This is a genomic window from Kitasatospora sp. NE20-6 (assembly GCF_045862635.1).
This window is the reverse complement of the sequence record NZ_BPRL01000006.1, coordinates 172,940-195,850: the sequence shown is the minus strand read 5'-3', so window position 1 is coordinate 195,850 and position 22,911 is coordinate 172,940. Positions and strand designations below refer to the sequence as shown.

General features: G+C 72.4%; 16 protein-coding genes and 1 pseudogene. 11 read left to right on the top strand and 6 right to left on the bottom strand.

What is annotated here, in order from left to right:
- Positions 1–350: 350 nt before the first annotated feature.
- From SNE206_RS07825 to SNE206_RS07810, 4 genes are read left to right on the top strand one after another with little or no spacing between them, the layout of a single operon-like run.
- Positions 351–1,652 (top strand): extracellular solute-binding protein, encoded by a 1,302-nt coding sequence (locus SNE206_RS07825; protein WP_407912628.1) that lies wholly within the window; start codon positions 351–353, stop codon positions 1,650–1,652.
- 57 nt (positions 1,653–1,709) lie between these two features.
- Positions 1,710–2,651 carry a carbohydrate ABC transporter permease gene (locus SNE206_RS07820; RefSeq protein ID WP_407912627.1) on the top strand — a complete coding sequence of 314 codons (942 nt, stop codon included), beginning with the start codon at positions 1,710–1,712 and terminating at the stop codon, positions 2,649–2,651.
- A 17-nt stretch (positions 2,652–2,668) separates the two neighbouring features.
- Positions 2,669–3,511, top strand: coding sequence for a carbohydrate ABC transporter permease (locus tag SNE206_RS07815; RefSeq protein ID WP_407912626.1), 843 nt, complete (start codon positions 2,669–2,671; stop codon positions 3,509–3,511).
- Positions 3,512–3,547: 36 nt separating this feature from the next.
- Positions 3,548–4,996: a GH1 family beta-glucosidase gene (locus tag SNE206_RS07810; protein WP_407912625.1), complete on the top strand. Its 1,449-nt coding sequence runs from the start codon at positions 3,548–3,550 to the stop codon at positions 4,994–4,996.
- A 230-nt stretch (positions 4,997–5,226) separates the two neighbouring features.
- Here SNE206_RS07810 and rsgA read toward each other — a convergent pair whose 3' ends face one another.
- Positions 5,227–6,333 (bottom strand): ribosome small subunit-dependent GTPase A, encoded by a 1,107-nt coding sequence (gene rsgA, locus SNE206_RS07805; RefSeq protein ID WP_407912731.1) that lies wholly within the window; start codon positions 6,331–6,333, stop codon positions 5,227–5,229.
- A gap of 412 nt (positions 6,334–6,745) precedes the next feature.
- Positions 6,746–6,982, bottom strand: a complete 237-nt coding sequence (locus SNE206_RS07800) for a chaplin (protein WP_407912730.1) — start codon at positions 6,980–6,982, stop codon at positions 6,746–6,748.
- 270 nt (positions 6,983–7,252) lie between these two features.
- Between SNE206_RS07800 and SNE206_RS07795 the strand changes: the two genes are divergently transcribed.
- From SNE206_RS07795 to SNE206_RS07765, 7 genes and pseudogenes are all read left to right on the top strand, one after another.
- Positions 7,253–8,995, top strand: a complete 1,743-nt coding sequence (locus SNE206_RS07795; protein WP_407912624.1) for a carbohydrate binding domain-containing protein — start codon at positions 7,253–7,255, stop codon at positions 8,993–8,995.
- Positions 8,996–9,476: 481 nt separating this feature from the next.
- Positions 9,477–10,571: pseudogene (chvE, locus tag SNE206_RS07790) on the top strand (multiple monosaccharide ABC transporter substrate-binding protein); the annotation flags it as partial.
- Positions 10,572–10,674: 103 nt separating this feature from the next.
- Positions 10,675–12,366: a multiple monosaccharide ABC transporter ATP-binding protein gene (mmsA, locus tag SNE206_RS07785; RefSeq protein WP_407912623.1), complete on the top strand. Its 1,692-nt coding sequence runs from the start codon at positions 10,675–10,677 to the stop codon at positions 12,364–12,366.
- Positions 12,367–12,369: 3 nt separating this feature from the next.
- On the top strand, positions 12,370–13,608 hold the full coding sequence (gene mmsB, locus SNE206_RS07780) for a multiple monosaccharide ABC transporter permease (protein WP_407912622.1): 1,239 nt from the start codon (positions 12,370–12,372) through the stop codon (positions 13,606–13,608).
- A 138-nt stretch (positions 13,609–13,746) separates the two neighbouring features.
- A complete protein-coding gene (locus tag SNE206_RS07775) occupies positions 13,747–15,804 on the top strand; it encodes a ricin-type beta-trefoil lectin domain protein (protein WP_407912621.1) in 2,058 nt (685 codons plus the stop codon).
- 129 nt (positions 15,805–15,933) lie between these two features.
- Entirely contained in the window at positions 15,934–16,377 is a 444-nt protein-coding gene (locus tag SNE206_RS07770) for an RICIN domain-containing protein (RefSeq protein ID WP_407912620.1), read from the top strand.
- A gap of 44 nt (positions 16,378–16,421) precedes the next feature.
- Positions 16,422–17,624 carry an MFS transporter gene (locus SNE206_RS07765; protein ID WP_407912619.1) on the top strand — a complete coding sequence of 401 codons (1,203 nt, stop codon included), beginning with the start codon at positions 16,422–16,424 and terminating at the stop codon, positions 17,622–17,624.
- Between the two features lie 47 nt (positions 17,625–17,671).
- Here the strand turns inward: SNE206_RS07765 and SNE206_RS07760 are convergent, their stop codons facing one another.
- The 4 genes from SNE206_RS07760 to SNE206_RS07745 form a co-directional block, all read right to left on the bottom strand.
- Positions 17,672–19,117, bottom strand: coding sequence for a family 43 glycosylhydrolase (locus SNE206_RS07760; protein WP_407912729.1), 1,446 nt, complete (start codon positions 19,115–19,117; stop codon positions 17,672–17,674).
- 348 nt (positions 19,118–19,465) lie between these two features.
- Positions 19,466–20,581, bottom strand: a complete 1,116-nt coding sequence (locus tag SNE206_RS07755; RefSeq protein ID WP_407912618.1) for an aldose epimerase family protein — start codon at positions 20,579–20,581, stop codon at positions 19,466–19,468.
- Between the two features lie 66 nt (positions 20,582–20,647).
- Positions 20,648–22,153 carry an L-arabinose isomerase gene (gene araA / locus SNE206_RS07750; protein ID WP_407912617.1) on the bottom strand — a complete coding sequence of 502 codons (1,506 nt, stop codon included), beginning with the start codon at positions 22,151–22,153 and terminating at the stop codon, positions 20,648–20,650.
- Between the two features lie 14 nt (positions 22,154–22,167).
- Positions 22,168–22,911 carry an L-ribulose-5-phosphate 4-epimerase gene (locus tag SNE206_RS07745; protein WP_407912616.1) on the bottom strand — a complete coding sequence of 248 codons (744 nt, stop codon included), beginning with the start codon at positions 22,909–22,911 and terminating at the stop codon, positions 22,168–22,170.

Sequence of the window (22,911 nt, the reverse complement as noted above, 5' to 3'; positions counted from 1 at the left end):
TTCCCTCGGGTGGGGGTGGGAGTGCGACGACAGGGAGCGGCGAGGGTGCGAGGCGCGGCGGACCATGAGGGTTGAAAGCGCTCTCAGAAATTGGACGCTAGGGCCGCTCCCGACGGAGTGTCAACGACCTGAACAGAATCTCCGGACCTTCCCCGCAGAGAGAGCCACCGATCGGCCGCCGCAGATTACGGTCAGGTTTCGACCCCTTGACGTGGTCGTGGACACACCGGCACGCTCCTTTCAGCACTGAGAGCGCTCTCAAGAGCGCTCTCAGATGGCAGGACCGCACCATGCACCGTCGCAGGCCGCACCACCCACCCACGCCATTCCCGTCCGGTCAGGAGACACCCATGCGCCCGTTCAGAGCCCGACGCCCGGCCGCCCTCGGCACCGCCGCCCTCGCAGCGGCCCTGCTGCTCACCGCCTGCGGCTCCGGCGGCACCGCCTCGAAGGACGCCGCCGACGGCAAGGTCACTCTGACGATCGACCTCTTCGGCACCTTCGGGTTCAAGGAGACCGGCCTGTACGACGAGTACAGCAAGACCCACCCGAACATCACGATCAAGCAGTCGGACACCCAGGACGAGTCCCAGTACTGGCAGGCCCTGCAGACCAAGCTGGCGGGCGGCGGCGGTCTCGCCGACATCCAGGGCCTGGAGGTCGGCCGGGTGGCGAGCGTCGTGCAGAAGCAGGCCGACAAGTTCACCGACCTCACCACCCTCGGCCTCGGCGGCGTCAACGACGAGCTGGTGCCGTGGAAGGGCGCCGCGATCAAGACCGCCGACGGCAAGGTGCTCGGCGCGGGCACCGACATCGGCCCCGAGGCGATCTGCTACCGCACCGACCTGTTCAAGGCCGCCGGCCTGCCGACCGACCGCACCGAGCTCGCCGCGAAGTGGTCGACCTGGCAGGGCTACCTCGACCTCGGCAAGCAGTACGCCGCCAAGGCCCAGGCGGGCAACGCGTGGACGGACAGCGCGGCGGGCATGTTCACCGCCGAGGTCGGCCAGCAGAAGGTCCGGTTCACCGACGAGTCCGGCAAGGCCGTGCACGAGAGCAGCCCGGCCGTGAAGACCGCCTGGGCGGACGCCACGAAGCTCGTCGCCGACGGGCTCTCCGCGAAGCTTCCGCAGTGGACCCCGGAGTGGAACAAGGCCTTCTCGACGGGCAAGTTCGCCACGCTCAGCTGCCCGGCCTGGATGATCGGCTACATCAAGGGCCAGGCGGGCGACGCGTTCGCCGGCAAGTGGGACATCGCCTCCGGCCCGGGCAAGACCGGCAACTGGGGCGGCTCCTACCTGACGATCCCGAAGACGGCCAAGCACCCGAAGGAGGCCGCCGAGCTGATCAAGTGGCTGAACGCCAAGGAGCAGCAGGTGAAGCTCTTCACCAAGCAGGGCTCGTTCCCCTCCAGCACCGGCGCGCAGGCCGAGATCAAGACGGTCACCGACCCGTACTTCAACAACGCGCCGATCGGCCAGATCTTCGCGGAGTCCGCGGCGGCGATGCCGGCGCAGGTGCTGGGCACCGACGACGGCGTGGTGACCAAGGCCTTCAGTGACGCGCTGGGCGAGGTGGAGCGCACGAACACCGCGCCGGCCACCGCCTGGCAGCACGCCCTGGACAACGTCAAGAAGGCCAACGGCAGCTGACGTCCCCCCCGGCCCCCGGCCCGTCCGGGCCGGGGGCCCCGTCGAAGGACCATCTCCATGGCCATCTCCTCCTCCGCGCGCCTGCCGGCCGCCGCCCCGGCGAAGGCCCGGCCGCGGCTCGGCGGGCTCCTCGCCCCGTACGGCTTCGTCGCCCCGTTCTTCGCCCTGTTCGCCGCCTTCGGGCTGTTCCCGCTGCTGTACACGGCCTACGTGTCGCTGCACCGCGTGGAGCTGCAGACCTCGGACCGGATGGACTGGCTGGGTCTGCAGAACTACACCCGGCTCTTCGAGGACCCGTTCTTCTGGAACGCGCTGCGCAACACCTTCACCATCGGCGTGCTGTCGACCGTGCCGCAGCTGCTGATGGCGCTGGGCCTGGCGCACCTGCTGAACTACAAGCTGCGCGGCCGCACGTTCTTCCGGGTCGCGATGCTGATGCCGTACGCGACCTCGGTGGCCGCGGCCACGCTGGTGTTCGCGCAGCTCTTCGGGCGCGACTACGGCCTGATCAACTGGGCGCTCACCTCGGTGGGGCTGAACCCGGTCGACTGGCAGGCCGACACCTGGGCCTCGCAGTTCGGCGTCTCGGCGGTCGTGACCTGGCGCTGGACGGGCTACAACGCGCTGATCTACCTGGCCGGCATGCAGGCCATCCCCGGCGAGCTGTACGAGTCGGCGGCGATGGACGGCGCGTCGCGCTGGCAGCAGTTCCGGCACGTGACGATCCCCGGGCTGCGGCCGACGATCGTCTTCACCGTGGTGGTGTCCACGATCGGCGCCACCCAGCTCTTCGGCGAGCCGCTGCTGTACGAGGGCAACGCGGGCGGCGGCATCTCGCACCAGTACCAGACCCTGGGGCTGTACATGTACGAGCAGGGCTGGACCTTCTTCCACCTGGGCCGCGCCGCGGCCGTGGCGTGGGTGATGTTCCTGCTGATCGTGGTACTCGCCCTGATCAACGCGGCGATCGCCGCCCGGCGCAACCGTACGGACCGGTGATCGGCATGGCGACGACGATGGCCACGAGGCTCCGCAACCGCTCCCCGCTGCAGGGCGGCCCGGTCGCGTACGCGGTGCTGGGCGTGGCGACGCTGCTGTTCGTCTTCCCGTTCTACTGGACGCTGGTGGCGGCGAGCCGCACCAACTCCGAACTGAGCGCGGCCACTCCGTCGCTCACCCCGGGGCCGAACCTCTTCCACAACATCGGCGAGGCGCTCCAGCAGGCCGCGATCGGCACGGCCCTGTGGAACTCGCTGATCGTGTCGGCAGCCGTGACGGCGGGCGTGGTGCTCTCGTCCACGCTGGCCGGGTTCGCCTTCGCCAAGCTGCGGTTCCGCGGCCGCGGGCTGCTGCTGGCGGTCACCGTCGGCACGATGATGATCCCGCCGCAGCTGGGCGTGATCCCGCTGTTCATGGTGATCGTGAAGATGGACCTGCAGAACAAGCTGCCCGCGGTGATCCTGCCCGCGCTGGTGTCGGCGTTCGGCGTGTTCTTCATGCGGCAGTTCCTCATCCAGGCGCTGCCGGACGAGCTGATCGAGGCCGGCCGGGTCGACGGGGCCTCCGCACTGCGGATCTTCTGGTCGATCGTGCTGCCGGTGGCCCGGCCCGGCATGGCCGTGCTCGGCATGCTGACCTTCATGGCCACGTGGAACGACTTCTTCTGGCCGATCGTCGCCCTGAGCTCGCAGAACCCGACCGTGCAGGTGGCCCTGAAGTCGCTCGGCCAGGGCTACGTGCCCGACCAGTCGATCGTCATGGCCGGCACCCTCGTCGGCACGCTGCCCGTGCTGCTGGTGTTCGGCCTGCTCGGCCGGCAGATCGTCGGCGGCATCATGCAGGGCGCCGTCAAGGGCTGACCCGCCCACCTCCACCCACCCCTTCCGGAAGGCGACATGTCCGTCGAAGCCCTCCCCTCCCCCGTCCTCGCCGGCTCCCCGGCCGCCTTCCCGGCCGACTTCGTCTGGGGCGCGGCCACCGCCGCCTACCAGATCGAGGGCGCCGTCGCCGAAGGCGGCCGCACCCCGTCGATCTGGGACACCTTCAGCCGGATGCCCGGCAAGGTCCACAACGGCGACACCGGCGACACCGCCCTGGAGCACTACCACCGCTACCGCGAGGACGTCGCCCTGATGGCCTCGCTGGGCCTCGGCGCGTACCGGTTCTCGATCGCCTGGCCGCGGATCGTCCCCGGCGGCCGCGGGCCCGTCAACGAGATCGGCCTCGACTTCTACGACCGGCTCGTCGACGAGCTCCTCGCCGCCGGCGTGGACCCCGTCGCGACGCTCTACCACTGGGACCTTCCGCAGCAGCTGGAGGACGAGGGCGGCTGGACGAACCGTGCGACGGCGGAGCGCTTCGCCGAGTACGCGGCCGTCGCCGCCGCCCGGCTCGGCGACCGCGTCTCCCGGTGGACGACGCTGAACGAGCCGTGGTGCAGCGCCTTCCTCGGCTACGGCAACGGCATCCACGCGCCGGGCCGCACCAGCCCGGTCGAGGCCCTGACGGCCCACCACCACCTGCTGCTCGCCCACGGGCTGGGCACGGCGGCACTGCGGTCGGAGCTGCCCTCGGACGCCCAGGTGGCGCTCACGCTCAACCTGGCCGCCGTCCGGACGCTGACCGACGACCCGGCGGACGCGGAGGCGGCCCGGCGGATCGACGGCCTCGCCAACCGGATCTTCCTCGACCCGGTCTTCCACGGCCGCTACCCCGCGGACGTGCTCGCCGACACCGCCCACGTCACCGACTGGTCGTTCGTGAAGGACGGCGACCTCGCGGAGATCTCCCGGCCGATCGACGCGCTCGGCATCAACTACTACACGCCGACGGTCGTGGCGGCCGACGACCCGGACAACCCGGCGGTGCGGCAGGACGGCCACGCCGGGGACATCTCCCCGTGGCCCGCCGACCGCGGCGTGCGCTTCCTGCCCGCCGAGGGCGGCCGCACGGCGATGGGCTGGCCGGTCGACGCCGACGGCCTGTACGAGCTGCTGATCCGGCTGCGCGACGACCTGCCGGGCGTCCCGCTGATGGTCACCGAGAACGGCGCCGCGTACGACGACCACCCCGACGAGAACGACGAGGTGCACGACCCGGAGCGGATCGCCTACCTGCACGGGCACCTCGACGCGGTGCGGCGGGCGATCGCCGACGGCACGCCGGTCAACGGCTACTTCGTGTGGTCGCTGCTCGACAACTTCGAGTGGGCGTTCGGCTACGGCAAGCGCTTCGGCATCGTGCGGGTGGACCTCGACACGCAGAAGCGCACCCCGAAGTCCAGCGCCCGCTGGTACGCCGAGGTGATGCGCACCGGCCGCCTGCCGGAGGAGGCCGGGCACTGACACCCGCCGGTGCGGTCGGCGGCCGTGCGGCCGGGTCACCGCACCGGCCGGGCCGCCGCTCCGGCGGGGCACGTCGCACCGGCGGGTGACCGCTCCGGCCGGTGCGCGGAGAACACCGTACGGCTGCGCGGGGGGCGTGGGGGCTCCCTGCGCAGCCGTACGGGTGTGTGCGGAGCGGCCCACCGGGGCCGGGGCGGCCCGCGCCGGGGGGCGCGGGCCGACCGGCTGGGTCAGCGGCGGACCGGGTCGTGGCGGGTGGGATTGTTCGCCCCGCGCATCGACTTGGTGATGGTCTTCCACTTCTTGAGCCGCTCGGCGGCCACCCGGGCGTCGCTGCGCGAGGCGATCCAGTCGTTCTCGCGCTGCAGCTTGAGGTAGCTCTCCATCCGGCGCTGCGGCAGGGTGCCGTCCTCCAGGGCGGCGGCCACGGCGCAGCCCGGTTCGGAGCGGTGGCTGCAGTCGTCGAAGCGGCAGGCCTCGGCGAGGGCGGCGATGTCGGCGAAGGCCATGTCGACGCCCTCGCCGCCGTAGAGTCCGACCTCGCGCAGACCGGGGGTGTCGATGACGACGCCGCCGTCCGGGAGCGGGATCAGCTCGCGGGTGGTGGTGGTGTGGCGGCCCTTCTCGTCGACCGAGCGGGTCTCCTGGACAGCCATCGCGCGGTGTCCGGCGAGGGCGTTGGTGAGGGTGGACTTGCCGGCGCCGGACTGGCCGACGAGGGCGGTGGCGCCGTGCAGGCAGGCCCGCAGGACGTCGATGCCCTCGCCGGTCTCGGCGCTGACGACGAGCACGGTCACGCCGGGGGCGATCTTCTCGACGTCGGCGCGGATGAAGTCGCCGTCGTCGACGAGGTCGCCCTTGGTGAGGACGACCAGCGGTTCGGCGCCGCTCTCCCAGGCGAGGGCGAGGAAGCGTTCGATCCGGCCGAGGTCGGGGTCGGCGGCGAGCGAGACGGCGATCATGACGGTGTCGACGTTGGCGGCGAGCACCTGGCCGTCGGACCGGCCGCCCGCGGTCTTGCGGACGACGGCGGTGCCCCGCGACAGCAGGGCCGTCACGGTGGGCAGGGGCTGCGCCGCGAGGTCGACGGCCGCCCAGTCCCCGGTGCAGGGGCACTTGACGGGGTCGGGATCGCCGACGGGCCGGGTGTCGGCCCGGACGGTGCGGAGCCCGCCGGTCTCCTCGTCGGCGACGAGGAGGTCGCAGCGGCCCCGGTCGACCCGGGAGATCCGGGCAGGGGTGAGCCCTGCTTCGGCGAAGTAGGTGAACTCGGCAGCCCGGTCCTCGTCCCAGCCGTAGGCGGAGAGCGGGTGGGCGGCGGAGGTGTGGTTCACGATGGGGTGACCCTTCGGGAAGGGTGGCCCCCGGCACGGCGCCGTGTCGGCGCGCGTCGGTCGGTGTGTGTCAGCCGGTGGCCACGGGAGTGGGAACGAACGACTTCCGGACGCGGGCAGCGCCCATCGCAACGACAGTCATCACGGTCCTCACCTCCCGGCTCGCCGGCCTTCACGGCCGCGCGGCATGTCTGCGGGACGCCCTCGGTGCGGGCTCCCGAACGCGGCCCACCGTAGCCGAGGCGGGCCGGCGTGCGCACCTGGTTTTCCGCGCGGTGCGCGGGTGCGGGTGTGCGGGGTGCGGTGCACGGGTGGTTTCCGCGCGGTGCACGGGTGCGGGTGCACGGGTGTGGTGCTGCCGGCCCCGGGGCGCGTGTGACGGCGGTGTCCCGGGGCCGGCAGGTTCGGGGGGCGGTCAGCCCGCGTTCAGGCAGGCGTTGCCGAAGGCGGGGTTGAGGATGCTGACCACGCCGATGCTGTTGCCGCAGACGTTCACGGGGATGTGCACCGGCACCTGGATCACGTTGCCGGACAGCACGCCGGGCGAACCGACCGCGGCGCCCTCGGCCCCGGCGCTCGCACCGGCGGTGCCGGCGGCGAGGAGGACGGCGGCGACGGCGCCGACGAGGGCGAGGGGGGTACGGACGGACATCATGGGCACTCCTGGAACCGAGGAACGGATGGTCTGTCAGGTGCCGTGCGGTGCGCGGAACCTGACATCTAGGTTTTCGGTGCGTCGGGGCCGAAGGTTGGGCGCCTGGCGCATGATCCACCCGATCGGAGCAGCGGGCGGCGACAGGGCGTCGATGCCGTGTTCGACACCGTGGTGACCTGCGGATTGCGCGGGCCGGGCCGACTGCGCCGCAGACGCACGGTTTTGACGGGGTCTTGACACCCCCTATTGGTCTAGTCCATCTTGCTGATGCACGCGGCCTGCGCGGTCTCCCGTCCGCACCCCCATCAGGCCGTACCCCCACCCCCACACGGAGGTCCTGTGCGTACTCGCAACCGCCTGACGGCGGCGCTCGGCGCCGTCGCCCTGGCAGCGGCCTGGGCCGTCGCCCTGCCCGGCACGGCCCAGGCGGCCAACCTGCTGACCAACCCCGGCTTCGAGACCGGTTCGACGAGCGGCTGGTCGTGCTCCGGCGGCCTGGGCTCGGTGGTCTCCAGCCCCGTCCACGGCGGCACCAAGGCGCTCTCCGGTGCGGCGAGCGCGAGCGACACCGCGCAGTGCACCCAGACCGTCGCGGTGCAGCCCAACACCGCCTACACGCTCTCCGGCTGGGTCCGGGGCGCGTACGTCTACCTCGGGGTGACGGGCGGCGCGTCCACCTGGACCCCGTCGGCGAGCGGCTGGTCGCAGCTGAGCGTCTCCTTCACGACCGGCGCGGGCCAGACCAGCGCACAGATCTTCCTGCACGGCTGGTACGGGCAGGGCACCTACTACGCCGACGACGTCGCCCTGGACGGCCCGGGCGGCGGCGGGGGCGGCGACACCCAGGCGCCCACGGCCCCCGGCGGCCTGACCTCGACCGGCAAGACCTCGTCCTCGGTCTCGCTGTCGTGGAACGCCTCGACCGACAACGTCGGCGTCACCGGCTACGACGTCTACAGCGGCAGCAGCGTGGTGGCGAGCGCGACGGGCACCTCGGCGACCGTCACCGGCCTCGCCGCGAGCACCGCCTACACCTTCACCGTGAAGGCGCGGGACGCCGCGGGCAACGCCTCGGCGGCCTCCTCCGCGGTGTCCGTCACGACCGGCGCGGGCACCGGCGGCGGCACCGGCTTCAAGCAGGCCGCACCCTACCTCTACCTCGGCTGGGGCGAGCCGCCGAGCGCGACCGCGGTGATGAGCGCGACCGGCACCAAGTGGTTCACCATGGCGTTCATCCTCTCCTCGGGCGGCTGCAACCCGGCCTGGGACGGGCAGCGGGCGCTGACCGGCGGCGTCGACCAGACGACGATCAACGCGATCCGGGCCGCGGGCGGCGACGTCGTCCCGTCGATCGGCGGCTGGAGCGGCAACAAGCTCGGCCCGAACTGCGCCACCGCCGAGGCGCTCGCCGGCGCCTACCAGAAGGTGATCAGCGCGTACGGGCTGAAGGCGATCGACGTCGACATCGAGAACACCGACGAGTTCGAGAACACCGTCGTGCAGGACCGCGTCCTCGGCGCGCTGAAGATCGTCAAGCAGAACAACCCCGGCCTGCGGACGATCCTGACCTTCGGCACCTCGACCACCGGCCCGACGTACTACGGCAACCGGCTGATCGAGCAGTCGAAGGCGCTCGGCGCGGACATCGACGTCTTCACGATCATGCCGTTCGACTTCGGCGGCGGCGCCGACATGTACGGCAGCACCGTGAACGCCGCGAACGGGCTCAAGGACAAGCTGAAGTCGGTCTTCGGCTGGGACGACGCCACCGCCTACGCCCACGTCGGCATCTCGGGCATGAACGGTCTCAGCGACCAGCAGGAGACCACCACGCCGGCGACCTGGACGAGCATCCGCGACTGGTCGAACAGCCACCACATCGCCCGGCTGGCGTTCTGGTCGGTCAACCGCGACCGGCCGTGCGCCGGCGGCGGGGTCGCCGAGAACTGCTCGGGCATCAGCCAGAGCGCGTGGCAGTTCACCTCGATCACGGCCGGCTTCACGGGCTGAGCCCGGGCCCGTACGGGCCGCACGCACCGGAACGGCGCCGTCCCCGCCCTCGCAGCGGGGGCGGCGCCGTCATCTGCGCGCGGCGGGTGCCTGCCCACCAGGCACCCGCCGCGCCCGGCCCGCACGGGGCTGCGCGGTGCCGGCGAGGGCTGCGCGCTCCCGTGGGCGGGCACGCCGGGTCCGGGCCGTCCCGAGCTGCCCCCGGGAGGGGGTGCGCGTGCGGCCCCGGGGCGTGCCCCCGCCTGGATTGTTAACGTTAACAAGCCTGCCGTCAATCCACCTGCGCGAGACTTCCATATCTATGCCGCCGCGAGACCCAACGGTGATCCGGGGCCCCTTGACGCCTGTTCTGTGAGCGTTAACACTCGTGTAACGCCAGGCCAGAAGGCGACCCACCCCCGTCGGCCGGCCCCCCTGCCCCACCCGCTCCACCGGTTACGACCCCTCGGGGCCCGGTTGCGGCACCACCACTGGAGGAACTGTGCGGAAGCTCTCGACGGCACTGGCCGCGGCCGGCCTCACGCTCTCACTCGCCGCGTGCGGCCAGAGCGCCAACGGCCTCGGCGACGACGCCGCCAAGGACGGCTCCAAGGGCGGCCTGGTCGGCATCGCGATGCCGACGAAGTCGTCCGAGCGCTGGATCAACGACGGCGACAACATGGTCAAGGAGTTCCAGGGCAAGGGCTACAAGACCGACCTGCAGTACGGCGACAACGTCGTCGAGAACCAGGTGTCGCAGATCGAGAACATGATCACCAAGGGTGCGAAGCTCCTGGTGGTCGCCGCGATCGACGGCTCGTCGCTCACCGACGTGCTGCAGAAGGCCGCCGACGCCCACATCCCGGTGATCTCCTACGACCGGCTGATCCGCGGCACCAAGAACGTCGACTACTACGCCACCTTCGACAACTTCAAGGTCGGCGAGCTCCAGGGCGGCTACATCGCCGACAAGCTCGGCCTCAAGGACGGCAAGGGCCCGTTCAACGTCGAGCTGTTCGCCGGCTCCCCGGACGACAACAACGCGCAGTTCTTCTTCAACGGCGCGATGAGCGTGCTCAAGCCCTACATCGACAGCAAGAAGCTCGTCGTGCAGAGCGGCCAGACCTCCTTCAACCAGGTCGCCACGCTCCGCTGGGACGGCGGCGTCGCGCAGTCGCGCATGGACAACCTGCTCAGCAAGTCGTACACCTCGGCCAACGTCGACGCCGTGCTCTCCCCCTACGACGGCATCTCGATCGGCATCCTCTCCTCGCTCAAGGGCGTCGGCTACGGCAGCGCGGGCAAGGCCCTGCCGATCGTGACCGGCCAGGACGCCGAGCTGGCCTCGGTGAAGTCGATCATCGCGGGCGAGCAGACCCAGACCGTCTACAAGGACACCCGCGAGCTCGCCAAGATCGCCGTGCAGATGGGCGACGCGGTGCTCACCGGCGGCACGCCGCAGACCAACGACACCACCCAGTACGACAACGGCGCCAAGGTCGTCCCCGCCTACCTGCTGCAGCCGGTGAGCGTCGACAAGTCCTCCTACGCGAAGATCCTCGTCGAGAGCGCCCAGTACCCCGCCCACCAGCTCACGGAGCCCCCGGGCCCGTCCACCCCGGGCCGCCGATCCGGCGGCGGGGCGGGGGCCGGCACCAGCCGCCCCCGCCCCGCCGCCCCCGTCGAACGGATGCACCACCATGGCCGGACCCGTCCTCGAGATGCGTTCGATCACCAAGACCTTCCCGGGCGTCAAGGCGCTCTCGGATGTCAACCTCAGCGTCGCCGCCGGGGAGATCCACGCGATCTGCGGCGAGAACGGCGCCGGCAAGTCCACCCTCATGAAGGTGCTGAGCGGCGTCTACCCGCACGGCAGCTACGAGGGCGAGATCCTCTTCCACGGCGAGCCCTGCCGCTTCAAGGACATCCGGGCCAGCGAACAGCGCGGCATCGTGATCATCCACCAGGAGCTCGCCCTGGTGCCGTACCTCTCGATCGCCGAGAACATCTTCCTCGGCAACGAGCACGCCTCCCGCGGCATCATCAGCTGGAACAAGACCCTCACCCACGCCCGCGCCCTGCTGAAGCGGGTCGGGCTCCACGAGAACCCGCACACCCGGATCGCCGACATCGGCGTGGGCAAGCAGCAGCTGGTCGAGATCGCCAAGGCCCTCGCCAAGGAGGTCAAGCTCCTCATCCTGGACGAGCCGACCGCCGCGCTGAACGACGAGGACAGCCGCAAGCTCCTCGACCTCATGCTGGAGCTCAAGGCCCAGGGCATCTCCTGCATCATCATCTCCCACAAGCTCAACGAGATCGCCCGGGTCGCCGACTCCGTCACGATCCTGCGCGACGGCCGCACCATCGAGACGATCCCCGTCGGCGCCGACGGCATCGCCGAGGACCGCATCATCCGCGGCATGGTCGGCCGCGACCTGGAGCACCGCTACCCCGAGCGCACCCCGGAGATCGGCGAGGTCGCCTTCGCCGTCGAGGACTGGACGGTGCAGCACCCGCTCGACCACCAGCGCAACGTCGTCGAGGGCGCCTCGCTGACCGTCCGCCGCGGCGAGATCGTCGGCGTCGCCGGCCTGATGGGCGCCGGCCGCACCGAGCTCGCGATGAGCGTCTTCGGCCGCTCGTACGGCCGGTACACCGGCGGCCGGGTGCTGATGCACGGCGAGGAGATCCGCACCCGCACCGTGCCGGAGGCCATCGGCCACGGCATCGCGTACGTCACCGAGGACCGCAAGCACCTCGGCCTCAACCTGATCGACGACATCAGCCGGAACATCTCGATGAGCGCGCTCGGCAAGGTCGCCCGGCGCGGCTGGGTCAACCGGCACGAGGAGACGAAGGTCGCCGAGTCGTACCGGAAGTCCATGAACATCAAGGCCCCCTCGGTGTTCGCGGAGACCGGCAAGCTCAGCGGCGGCAACCAGCAGAAGGTCGTCCTCAGCAAGTGGATCTTCGCCGGTCCCGAGGTGCTCATCCTCGACGAGCCGACCCGCGGCATCGACATCGGCGCCAAGGCGGAGATCTACCAGGTCGTCGCCGACCTCGCCGACCAGGGCAAGGCCGTGCTGGTCATCTCCTCCGAACTCCCCGAACTCCTGGGCCTGTGCGACCGCATCTACACGATGGCCGAGGGCCGCGTCACCGGTGAGGTGGCCCGCGCCGACGCGACCCAGGAATCCCTCATGCGCCTCATGACCGTGAGCGCAGCCGACCGGACCGCGGACACGTCCGGCCGGACCACGGCCCCGGCCGACCGGACCGCAGACGCGGACGCGGCCGACCGGCCCGTGGACGCACAGCCCGCGGACGTACAGCCCACGGACGCACAGCCCGCAGACGCAAAGACCGCCGCATCCCGACCCGAGCAGGTGTAAGGCATGGCCCAGACCGAGACCACCCCGAAGACGTCGTCGCCCGGCGCGGCGGCGCCCGACGAGCGCCGGTCCACCGGTGCCGTGCTGGCGCAGGCCCTGCGCGGCAACGTCCGCCAGTACGGCATGCTCGTCGCGCTCGCGCTGATCGTCGTGCTGTTCCAGATCTGGACGGACGGCACCCTGCTCAAGCCGCTCAACATCACCAACCTGATCCAGCAGAACGGCTACATCCTCATCCTGGCGATCGGCATGATGATCGTCATCATCGCCGGGCACATCGACCTGTCGGTCGGCTCGCTGGCCGCGTTCGTCGGGGCCGCGGCCGCCGTGATGATGGTCAAGCACGACATACCGTGGCCCGTCGCCCTGGTCTGCGCGCTGCTGATCGGCGCCGTCGCCGGCGCCTGGCAGGGCTTCTGGATCGCCTACATCGGCATCCCGTCGTTCATCGTGACCCTGGCCGGCATGCTGCTCTTCCGCGGCGGCACCCAGATCCTGCTGCAGGGCCAGTCGATCGCGCCGTTCCCCAAGGGCTTCCAGAAGATCTCCAGCGGCTTCCTGCCCGAGGTCGGCCCGCACACCAACTACCACAACCTCACCCTGCTGCTCGGCCTCGGCGTGCTCGCGCTGGCCGTGCTGCAGGAGGTCCGGGGCCGCCGCCAGGCCGCCTCGTACGGGCTGGATCTGCTGCCGGTCGGCTTCTTCCTCGCCAAGCTCGCCGCGATCACCGCGGCGGTGGCCGTCTTCACCCTGCTGCTGGCCAGCTACCACGGCGCCCCGATCGTGCTGCTGATCCTCGGCGTGCTGCTCGTCGGCTTCGGCTACCTGATGCGCAACTCGATCATCGGCCGGCACACCTACGCGATCGGCGGCAACGAGCCGGCCGCGAAGCTCTCCGGTGTGAAGAGCAAGCGCGTCGTCTTCCTCGCCTTCGTCAACATGGGCGTGCTGGCCGCGCTCGCCGGCCTGGTCTTCGCCGCCCGTCTCAACGCGGGCACCCCGCAGGCCGGCATCAACTTCGAGCTGGAGGCCATCGCCGCGGCGTTCATCGGCGGCGCCTCGGCCTCCGGCGGCGTCGGCACCGTGCTCGGCGCGATCATCGGCGGCCTGGTGCTCGGCGTGCTCAACAACGGCATGTCGCTGGTCGGCGTCGGCACCGACTACCAGCAGGTCATCAAGGGCCTGGTGCTGCTCGCCGCGGTCGGCTTCGACGTCTACAACAAGCGCAAGGTCGGCTCCTGACCTTCGCCCCTCCCTCTCCTCCCGGGCGCCCCGCGCGTCACGGAGGCCTGCTCGGCCCGGCCCCGTGCCGGGCCGAGCGCGTTCCACCGGACGTCCCACCGGACGCACCGGCCCCTCCTCCCCCACCCGGAGACCCGCATGAGGCACTGGCTCACGCGCGCCGCCGTCCAGGCCGTGGTGCTCTGCACCGCCGCCGCCGGACTCGCCGCCGTCGGGCACCACCCCGCCACCCCCGCGTTACGGCCCGTGGCGGCCACCGGCAACCAGATCCCCGTCCCCGCACCGACGATGGGCTGGGCCAGCTGGAACAGCTTCGCCAGCTCCATCGACTTCGCCACGATCAGGGCCCAGGTCGACGCGTTCGTCGCCGCCGGGCTCCCCGCCGCCGGCTACGACCACATCAACATCGACGAGGGCTGGTGGCCCGGCACCCGCGACGCCGGCGGCGACATGACCGTCGACACCGCCAAGTGGCCCGGCGGCATGAAGGCCGTCGCCGACTACATCCACGGCAAGGGACTCAAGGCCGGCCTCTACACCGACGCGGGCAAGGACGGCTGCGGCTACTACTACCCGACGACGACCCCCGCCGCCCCGCACACCGGCATGGAGGGCCACGAACTCCAGGACGCCCTCCAGTTCGAGCGCTGGGGCTTCGACTACCTCAAGGTCGACTGGTGCGGCGGCCAGGCCGAGGGCCTCGACCCCGAGAGCACCTACCGCAGGATCAGCACCGCCGTCGCCCAGGCCACCGCCATCACCGGCCGCCCCATGACGCTCTCCCTCTGCGAGTGGGGCGTCGACGAGCCCTGGAACTGGGCGCCCGGCACCGCCGCGCTGTGGCGCACCAGCACCGACGTCATCTACTGGGGCCAGCAGGCCACCACCGGCGCGATGCTCGCCAACTTCGACAAGGCCCTGCACCCCGAGGCGCAGCACACCGGCTACGTCAACGACCCCGACATGCTGATGGTCGGCATGCCCGGCCTGGACGACGCCCGGAACCGCACCCACCTCGGCCTGTGGGCCATCGCCGGGGCCCCGCTGCTGGCCGGGAACGACCTGCGCACCATGAGCGCCGCCACCCGCGCCGCCCTCACCAACCCCGAGCTCGTCGCCGTCGACCAGGACCGCCGCGGCCTGCAGGGCGTCAAGGCCGCCGAGGACACCGCCGGCCTCCAGGTCTACGGCAAGGTGCTCACCGGCACCGGCCGCCGCGCGGTGCTGCTGCTCAACCGCACCGCGGCCGCCGCCCCGGTCACCGCCCGCTGGAGCGACCTCGGGCTGACCGCCGCCGGCACCGCCGTCCGCGACGTGTGGGCCGCCGCCGACCGCGGCACGTACGCCACCGGCTACACCGCGACCGTCCCGGCCGGCGGCTCCGTGCTGCTGACCGTCACCGGCACCGAGGCCGCCGCCACCACGTACGAGGCCGAGGCGGCCGGGAACACCCGCACCGGCAGCGCCGCCGCCGTCGCCTGCCCCGGCTGCTCCGGGGGCTCGCTGGTCGGTCACGTCGGCAACGGCGCGAGCCTCGCCCTGCGGTCCGTCACCGCCGCGGCGGCCGGTGTGCACCTCGCCACCCTCGCCTACGTCAACGGCGACGCCACCGCCCGCACCGCCACGCTGCAGGTCGACGGGCAGGCCACGACGGTGGTGTCGTTCCCGCCCACCGGCTCGTGGTCGACGGTCGGCAGCGTCTCGGTGCTGCTCTCCCTCGCCAAGGGCGGCAACACCCTGGCCTTCACCAACCCGGCCGCCTGGACCCCGGACCTCGACGCCGTCACCGTGCAGCCGCTGCCCGGCACGTACGGCACCGCGCTGCGCGGCACCGGGTCCGGACGCTGCGCCGACCTGCCGCACGCGACGATCGTGCCGGGCACGCAGGCCACGCTGTGGGACTGCACCGGCGGCCGGAACCAGACGTTCACGGTGACGGCCCGCGGCGAACTCGCCGTCTACGGCACCCAGTGCCTCGACGCCTGGGAGAACGGCACCGCGAACGGCACCCGGGTGGTGATCTGGGGCTGCAACGGCCAGGCGAACCAGAAGTGGACCGTGCACGCCGACGGCACGGTCACCAACGACCTGTCCGGCCTGTGCCTGGACGCGCTCGGCAACGCCACCGCCAACGGCAGCCCGCTCGGGCTGTGGAGCTGCAACGGGCAGGCCAACCAGAAGTGGACCCTGACCTGACCCGGCCTGACCTGACCCGGCCTGACCCGGCCGCGGCCGGCCGGTCCGCCGTGCGCGGCGGCGTCCTTGTCGGCGGCGCCGCGTACGGTGGCGGTGGCCCGGAGGCGGGCCGGACGAGAGGCGGGCGGCATGGGCGGGTCGGGGCAGGTACGGGACGGGAGCTACCGGCTGCGCAACGTCGCCACCGGGCTGCTGCTGGAGGTGCCGGGCGGCAGCACCCGCAGCGGTGCGAAGGTCGTCGTCGCCGCCGCGGACGGCGCGGACGCACAGGTGTGGCGGATCTCCGCGGTGCACGCGGGCGCCGGGCTGTACCACCTGGAGAACGCGGCGAGCGGCAAGCGCCTGGACGTCGCCGGTGCCCGCACGGAGGACGGCGTACTGCTGCAGCAGTGGGCGCCGAACGCCTTCGGCGCCCAGGAGTGGGTGTTCGAGCAGCACGTGGAGGCGCCGGGCACGTACACGGTCGTGGCGTTCGTGAGCGGCCGGGTGATGGAGGCCGCGCCGGACGGCTCGGTGCGGCAGTGGGAGGACCGGGACGACCCCGCGCAGTGGTGGCGGCCCGAGGCGCTCTGACGCCGTTCGCCCCCGGAGTGCGCGGGAGAACGTAGCGTGGGCGGATGACCGATCGTCAGAACGTCCGCCGCCCGGACCGCTCCACCGCGTACCTGGGGGCGGCGGGCGCCTTCGCCGTCTGCATGGCCGGCACGACCCTGCCGACACCGCTGTACGGGCTGTACCAGGAGGAGCTCGGCTTCTCCGAGCTGGTCGTCACGGTCGTCTTCGCGGTGTACGCCTTCGGCGTGATCGGCGCGCTGCTGCTCGCGGGCAACGCCTCCGACACGGTGGGCCGGCGGCCGGTCCTGCTGACGGGTCTCGGGCTGGCCGCGCTGAGCGCCGTGTGCTTCCTCGCGGAGGACGGCCTGCCGCTGCTCTACCTCGGACGGCTGCTGTCGGGCCTGTCGGCGGGGCTGTTCACCGGCACCGCCACCGCGTACGTGATGGAGCTGGCGCCGCCCGGCCGGGAGCCGCGGGCGGCGTTCGCCGCGACGGCCGCCAACATGGGCGGCCTCGGACTCGGCCCGCTGGTGTCGGGCGTGCTGGCGGAGTACGCGCCGCAGCCGCTGGTGCTGCCGTTCGTGGTGCACCTCGTGCTGATCGCGGCCGCGGCGGCGGTGCTGGTGCGGCTGCCGGAGACCGTCGCGCCGCGGCGTCCGCTGCGGGCCGTCCGCCCGCAGCGGCCCGGTCTGCCGCGCGAGGTGCGGCCGGTCTTCGTGCCGGCCGCCCTCGCGGCGTTCACCGGTTTCTCGCTGCTCGGGGTCTTCACGTCGATCTCCCCGGCGTTCCTGTCGGAGACCCTGGACGTGCACGACCGGGCGGTGGTCGGGCTGATCGTCTTCTCGGCGTTCGCGGCGTCGACGGTGGGGCAGCTCGCGGTGGGCCGGCTCGGCGTGCGGCGGGCGCTGCCCGTGGGCTGCGCCGTGCTGGTCGTCGGGCTGGTGCTGCTGGGCGGGTCGCTGCTGCGCGAGGTGCTGGTGCTGCTGGTGCTGAGCGCGCTGGTCGGCGGGGCCGGTCAGGGGCTGTCGCTGCGCGGCGCGGTCGGCGCGGTCGCCGGGGCCGCTCCGGCGAAGGAGCGGGCGGCGTCGCTGTCGGCGCTGTTCGTGGTGGCGTACCTGGGCATCTCGGTCCCCGTGATCGGGGTGGGCGTGCTGACCGGGCCGCTCGGGCTGGAGGAGGCGGGCCTCGTCTTCATCTGCTGCATGACGGTGCTGGCCGCGCTGGCCGGGGCCCGGCTGGCCCGCCGGCCCGCCCCGGCGGGCTGAGGGCCGGCCCGCGCCCCCGGCGGGGGTTGCGGGGCCGGCCCTGCCGGTCACTGCCGGTAGAAGGTGGCGTCGGCCCGGTCGAGGGTGGTGGGCACGGTCTGCGTGTACATCAGGTAGTTGTAGTGCCGGACGTACTGGCCGGCGGTGGTGGACGACTCGTAGGAGACGCCGGCGGCGTCGGCGAGGCCGGCGCGCTGGTAGTAGCTGGCGCTGCTGCGGAAGGCCGCGGTGCCGTCGTTCCTGTCGACCCAGACCTCGCCGTTGGCGCGGGTGCGGAGGTAGTGGCCGGGGAAGTTCGCGGACTCCAGGGAGACGGTGCCGGTGCCGGAGAGGCCGGTGACGGTGCGGAACTGGGAGTCGGCAAGGTTGGTGACGTTGCCCTCCAGCTTCGCCCGGTAGTCGAAGTGCCGGACGTAGAGGTCGGGGAAGTTGTACGAGGACAGCCGGACGGGCGTGACGCCGTCGGCGACGGGGATGCCGAAGTTCGGGGTGCCGTCGGCGTTCCAGTACAGCTTCTGCACCCGGGTGCGGCGGTTGGGGTCGTTCAGCGGGTCGCCGGTGATGTCCTTGTAGGAGCGGTCGTGGTAGACGAGGATGTCGCTCTTCCCGTCCTCGGAGACCGTGAACTGGTTGTGCCCGGGCCCGTACTGGCCGGTGGCGGCGTTGCTGGTGAAGACCGGGTTCTGGCTCTTCGTCCAGGACGCCGGGTCGAGCAGGTTCGCGGTCGCGGAGGCGCTCAGCAGGCCCAGGCAGTAGTTGGAGTCGGTCGCGGAGGCGGAGTAGGAGAGGAACACCTTGCCGCCGTGCTGGATGACGGCCGGGCCCTCGTTCACCTTGTAGCCGACCGTCTCCCAGCTCAGGGTGGGCACGGTGAGCCGCACCGGGGTGCCGGTGATCGTCCACGGGTTGGTGAGCCTGGCGATGTAGACGTTGGAGTTGGTGGCGATCGCCGGGTCGGCCTGGGCCCAGCTGAGGTAGCGGACGCCGCCCACGGTGAAGGTGGTGGCGTCGAGGGTGAAGCTGTCCGTCGGGGTGGCGATCTGGCCCTTCTCCGTCCAGGCGGCGGTGAGGGGGTTGGCGCCGGTGCCCTCCAGGACGTAACTGCGGATCCGCCACTGGTCGGTGGAGGACCCGGCGGCGAAGTAGACGTACCACTTGCCGTCGATGAAGTGGATCTCCGGGGCCCAGATGTGGTTGGCCATCGCGCCGGTGGCGTGCTGGGTCCAGATGGTCGTCTCGGGGGCGGTGGCCAGGCCCTGGATGGTGGTGGCGCGGCGCAGCACGAGCCGGTTGTACTCGGGCACGGTGGCGGTGAAGTAGTAGTAGCCGTCGGTGTGCTTGTAGATCTGGGCGTCGGCGCGCTGTTCGGCGATCGTGTTGGTGTAGGTGGCGGCCGGGGAGGCGGGCACGGCGGCCTGGGCGGGGGGTACGGCGAGCAGCAGTGCGGAGAGCGCGGCGAGGGCCGCGGCCGTGCGGCGGGTGCGGGTGGTCATGGCGGTGTCCTCCGTCGGTTCGCGGTGGTCTGCCACTGCTGGCAGGGTGCCGGCGTCGGTGCGGGGGCGTACGTCGGTGCCGTCGGCCGGGTCGCGGTCGGCGGCACCGGCGGCCTGGCCGCTGTCGGCGGGGCGGCGTCGGTGCGGTGGCTGCGGTGCGGTGGCTGCGGTGCGGGGGTGGCGGTGCGGGGGTGGCGTCGTACGGGGCTGCATCGTGCGGCGGCGTTCGCGGTGCCCGGGTGTGCGAGCAGGGCGGGACGGCGGAGGGAGCGGGGGCGGCGGGGACAGCGGGGACCGTGGATTCCGCCGGTGCCGTGGCAGGCCTGTGGCCGCGCCGCTGCCGAATTGTTAACGCTCACACATGGGGTCGTCAAGAGGTTCGCCGGCATCGGCCGCACACCGGTAGACGGTGGTCGACACGTACTCCTCCCCCGGGCGCAGCACGGTGGAGGGGTAGGCGGGCCGGTGCGGCGCGTCGGGGTGGTGCTGGGTCTCCAGGGCGATGCCCGCGTGCCGCCCGTACGGCCTGCCGGAGCGGCCGGTCAGGGTGCCGTCGAAGTGGTTGCCGGTGTAGACCTGGAGGCCGGGTTCGGTGGTGAACACCTCCAGGCGTCGGCCGCTGGCCGGGTGGCTGAGGACGGCCACCCGGCGCGGCTCGTTCCCGGCCGGCCGGCGCAGCACCCAGTTGTGGTCGAACCCGCCTCCGGCGATGACGAGTTGGGGGTGGTCGAGGCCGAGCCGTCCGGCGAGCGGGGTGGGCCGGGTGAGGTCGAAGGGGGTGCCGGCGACGGGTGCGGGCGGGCCGAGCGGGATGAGGCCGGCGTCGACCGGGAGGTAGTGGTCGGCGTCGACGGTGAGCCGGTGGCCGGGGAGGTCGCCCGCGCCCTCGCCGGCGAGGTCGAAGTAGGCGTGGTTGGTGAGGTTGACGACGGTGGGGGCGTCGGTGACGGCGGCGTAGTGGATGGTCAGCGCGCCGTCGGTGTCGAGGAGGTAGGTGACCTGGGCGGTGAGCGCGCCGGGGAATCCCTGGTCGCCGTCGGGGCTGTGCAGCCGGAAGCGGACGCCGGCGCGGCCGGCCTCGTGCACGGGGGCGGCGTCCCAGAGGCGGGTGGCGAAGCCGTCCGGGCCGCCGTGCAGGGTGTGGCCGGCGGGCTGGGTCGCGAGCCGGTGGACGGCGCCGTCGAGGGGGAGTTCGCCGCGGGCGATGCGGTTGCCGTAGCGGCCGACCGTGGCGCCGAGGTAGGCGGCCTCGCCGAGGAGGTCGGGGATGCGGTCGGAGGCGAGCACGATGCCGGCGGTCCGGCCGTGCCGGTCGGGTGTGCGGAGGGCCTGGAGGCGGGCGCCGAGGCCGAGGAGTTCGGCGGTGGTGCCGCCGGGTGCTTCGAGGGTCCAGCGGTCCACGGTGCGGCCGTCGGGCAGGGTGCCGGCGTCGGTCCGGCGGACGGTCGGGGCCGGGTGGGCCATGGGATCTCCCGGGACGGGGGAAGGGGGGCGGCGCGGGTGTGCGCCGCCCCCGGGGTGCCGGACGGGTCAGAAGCCCTGGGCGAGGCGGTGGTAGGCCTGGTTCCAGCGGAGTTCGCGGGTGAACTGCCGCATGGTGGTGTCGGCGTCGATGACGACGAGTTCGACGGCGAGCATCTCGGCGAGGTCGTCGATCTCCTCGGTGCCGATGGCGGTGGAGAGCACGGTGTGGTGCGGGCCGCCGGCGGTGAGCCAGGCCTCGGTGGAGGTGCGGAGGTTGGGGCGGGGCTGCCAGACGGCGCGGGCGACGGGCAGGTTGGGCAGGGGCTCGTTCGGCTCGACGACGTCGATCTCGTTGGCGACCAGGCGGAACCGGTCGCCCATGTCGGCCATGCCGACGACGACGGCGGGGCCGGTCGCGGCGTCGAAGACGAGGCGGACGGGGTCCTCGCGGCCGCCGATGCCCAGCGGGTGGATCTCGCAGCTGGGGGTGGCGGAGGCGATGGTGGGGCAGACCTCCAGCATGTGGGCGCCGAGGATCAGCTCCCGGCCGGGCTCCAGGTGGTAGGTGTAGTCCTCCATGAAGGAGGTGCCGCCGGGCAGGCCGTGGGCGACGGTCTTGAGGGTGCGCAGCAGGACGGAGGTCTTCCAGTCGCCCTCGCCGCCGAAGCCGTAGCCGTCGGCCATGAGGCGCTGGACGGCGAGGCCGGGGAGCTGGCGCAGGCCGCCGAGGTCCTCGAAGTTGGTGGTGAAGGCGCCGAAGCCGCCCTCGGTGAGGAAGTGGCGCAGGCCGAGTTCGATGCGGGCGGCGTAGCGCAGGGAGTCGTGGCGCTCGCCGCCGTGGCGGAGCTCGGGGGCGAGGCGGTAGGTGTCCTCGTACTCCTTGACGAGTTCGGTGGTGTCGGCGTCGGTGCTCGCGTCGACGGCGGCGACGAGGTCGTTGACGCCGTAGGTGTTGACGGAGACGCCGAGGCGGTACTGGGCCTCGACCTTGTCGCCCTCGGTGACGGCGACGTCGCGCATGTTGTCGCCGAAGCGGGCGAGCTTGAGGGTGGCGAGTTCGGCGCGGCCGCTCGCGGCGCGGGCCCAGGAGCCGATGCGGCGGGCGACGGCGGGGTCGGAGGCGTGGCCGGCGACGGTCTTGCGGGCGACGCCGAGGCGGGACTGGATGTAGCCGAACTCGCGGTCGCCGTGGGCGGCCTGGTTCAGGTTCATGAAGTCCATGTCGATGGTGGACCAGGGCAGGTGGGCGTTGGCCTGGGTGTGGAGGTGGAGCAGGGGCTTGCGCAGGGCGTCGAGGCCGGCGATCCACATCTTGGCCGGGGAGAAGGTGTGCATCCAGACGATCAGGCCGATGCAGTCGTCGGCGGCGTTGGCCTCCAGGCAGGTGCGGCGGATGGCGCCGGCGTCGGTGAGGACGGGCTTCCAGACGATGCGCACGGGCACCTCGCCGGTGGCGGCGATGGTGTCGGCGACCTGCCGGGACTGTTCGGCGACCTGCTGGAGGGTGTCCTCGCCGTAGAGGCCCTGGCTGCCGGTGAGGAACCAGATCTCGCGCTCGGTGGGGTTGCTCATGGGGTGGTTCTCCTTCACCGGGCCGCGGGTGCGGGCGTGGTCGCGGGTGCGGGCGTGGTCGCGGGTGCGGGCGTGGTCGCGGGTGCGGGCGTGGTCGCGGGCTGCTGGCCGTAGACGTTCTGGTAGCGGTGGTTCAGGGCGTCGATGTCGGCCTGGGCGATGGGCAGGGGTTCGCCGAGCTGGCGGGAGATGTGGACGGTGCGGGCGACGTCCTCGCACATGACGGCGGCCTTGACGGCGGCCCTGGCGTCCTTGCCGATGGTGAAGACGCCGTGGCTCTTCATGAGCACCGCCGGGGAGCGGTGTCCGGTCAGGGTGTCGACGATGCCGCGGCCGATGGAGTCGTCGCCGATGAGGGCGAACGGGCCGATCGGGATCTCGGCGCCGAACTCGTCGGCCATCGCGGTGAGCACGCAGGGCACCGGCTCGCCGCGGGCGGCCCAGGCGCTGGCGTAGGTGGAGTGGGTGTGGACCACGCCGCCGACCTCGGGCATGTGCCGGTAGACGTAGGCGTGGGCGGCGGTGTCGGAGGACGGGCTGTGGTCGCCCTCGACGACGTTGCCCTCCAGGTCGCACAGGATCATGTTGGCGGGGCTGAGTTCGTCGTAGGAGACGCCGCTGGGCTTGATGACGAGGAGGTCCTCGCCGGGCACCCGGGCGGAGACGTTGCCGGCCGTCCACACGACCAGGTTGTAGCGGACGAGTTCCTGGTGCAGGTCGCTCACCTGTCGGCGGAGCGCGTCGATCGCAGTGGTCAT

Coding starts and splice junctions, on each gene's coding strand:
- SNE206_RS07760 (WP_407912729.1), bottom strand. CDS start 19,117: ATGACCACCCGCACCCGCCGCACGGCCGCGGCCCTCGCCGCGCTCTCC.
- SNE206_RS07815 (WP_407912626.1), top strand. CDS start 2,669: ATGGCCACGAGGCTCCGCAACCGCTCCCCGCTGCAGGGCGGCCCGGTC.
- araA (WP_407912617.1), bottom strand. CDS start 22,153: ATGAGCAACCCCACCGAGCGCGAGATCTGGTTCCTCACCGGCAGCCAG.
- SNE206_RS07800 (WP_407912730.1), bottom strand. CDS start 6,982: ATGTCCGTCCGTACCCCCCTCGCCCTCGTCGGCGCCGTCGCCGCCGTC.
- SNE206_RS07765 (WP_407912619.1), top strand. CDS start 16,422: ATGACCGATCGTCAGAACGTCCGCCGCCCGGACCGCTCCACCGCGTAC.
- mmsB (WP_407912622.1), top strand. CDS start 12,370: ATGGCCCAGACCGAGACCACCCCGAAGACGTCGTCGCCCGGCGCGGCG.
- SNE206_RS07745 (WP_407912616.1), bottom strand. CDS start 22,911: ATGACCACTGCGATCGACGCGCTCCGCCGACAGGTGAGCGACCTGCAC.
- SNE206_RS07755 (WP_407912618.1), bottom strand. CDS start 20,581: ATGGCCCACCCGGCCCCGACCGTCCGCCGGACCGACGCCGGCACCCTG.
- SNE206_RS07820 (WP_407912627.1), top strand. CDS start 1,710: ATGGCCATCTCCTCCTCCGCGCGCCTGCCGGCCGCCGCCCCGGCGAAG.
- SNE206_RS07810 (WP_407912625.1), top strand. CDS start 3,548: ATGTCCGTCGAAGCCCTCCCCTCCCCCGTCCTCGCCGGCTCCCCGGCC.
- SNE206_RS07825 (WP_407912628.1), top strand. CDS start 351: ATGCGCCCGTTCAGAGCCCGACGCCCGGCCGCCCTCGGCACCGCCGCC.
- SNE206_RS07770 (WP_407912620.1), top strand. CDS start 15,934: ATGGGCGGGTCGGGGCAGGTACGGGACGGGAGCTACCGGCTGCGCAAC.
- SNE206_RS07775 (WP_407912621.1), top strand. CDS start 13,747: ATGAGGCACTGGCTCACGCGCGCCGCCGTCCAGGCCGTGGTGCTCTGC.
- mmsA (WP_407912623.1), top strand. CDS start 10,675: ATGGCCGGACCCGTCCTCGAGATGCGTTCGATCACCAAGACCTTCCCG.
- SNE206_RS07795 (WP_407912624.1), top strand. CDS start 7,253: ATGCACGCGGCCTGCGCGGTCTCCCGTCCGCACCCCCATCAGGCCGTA.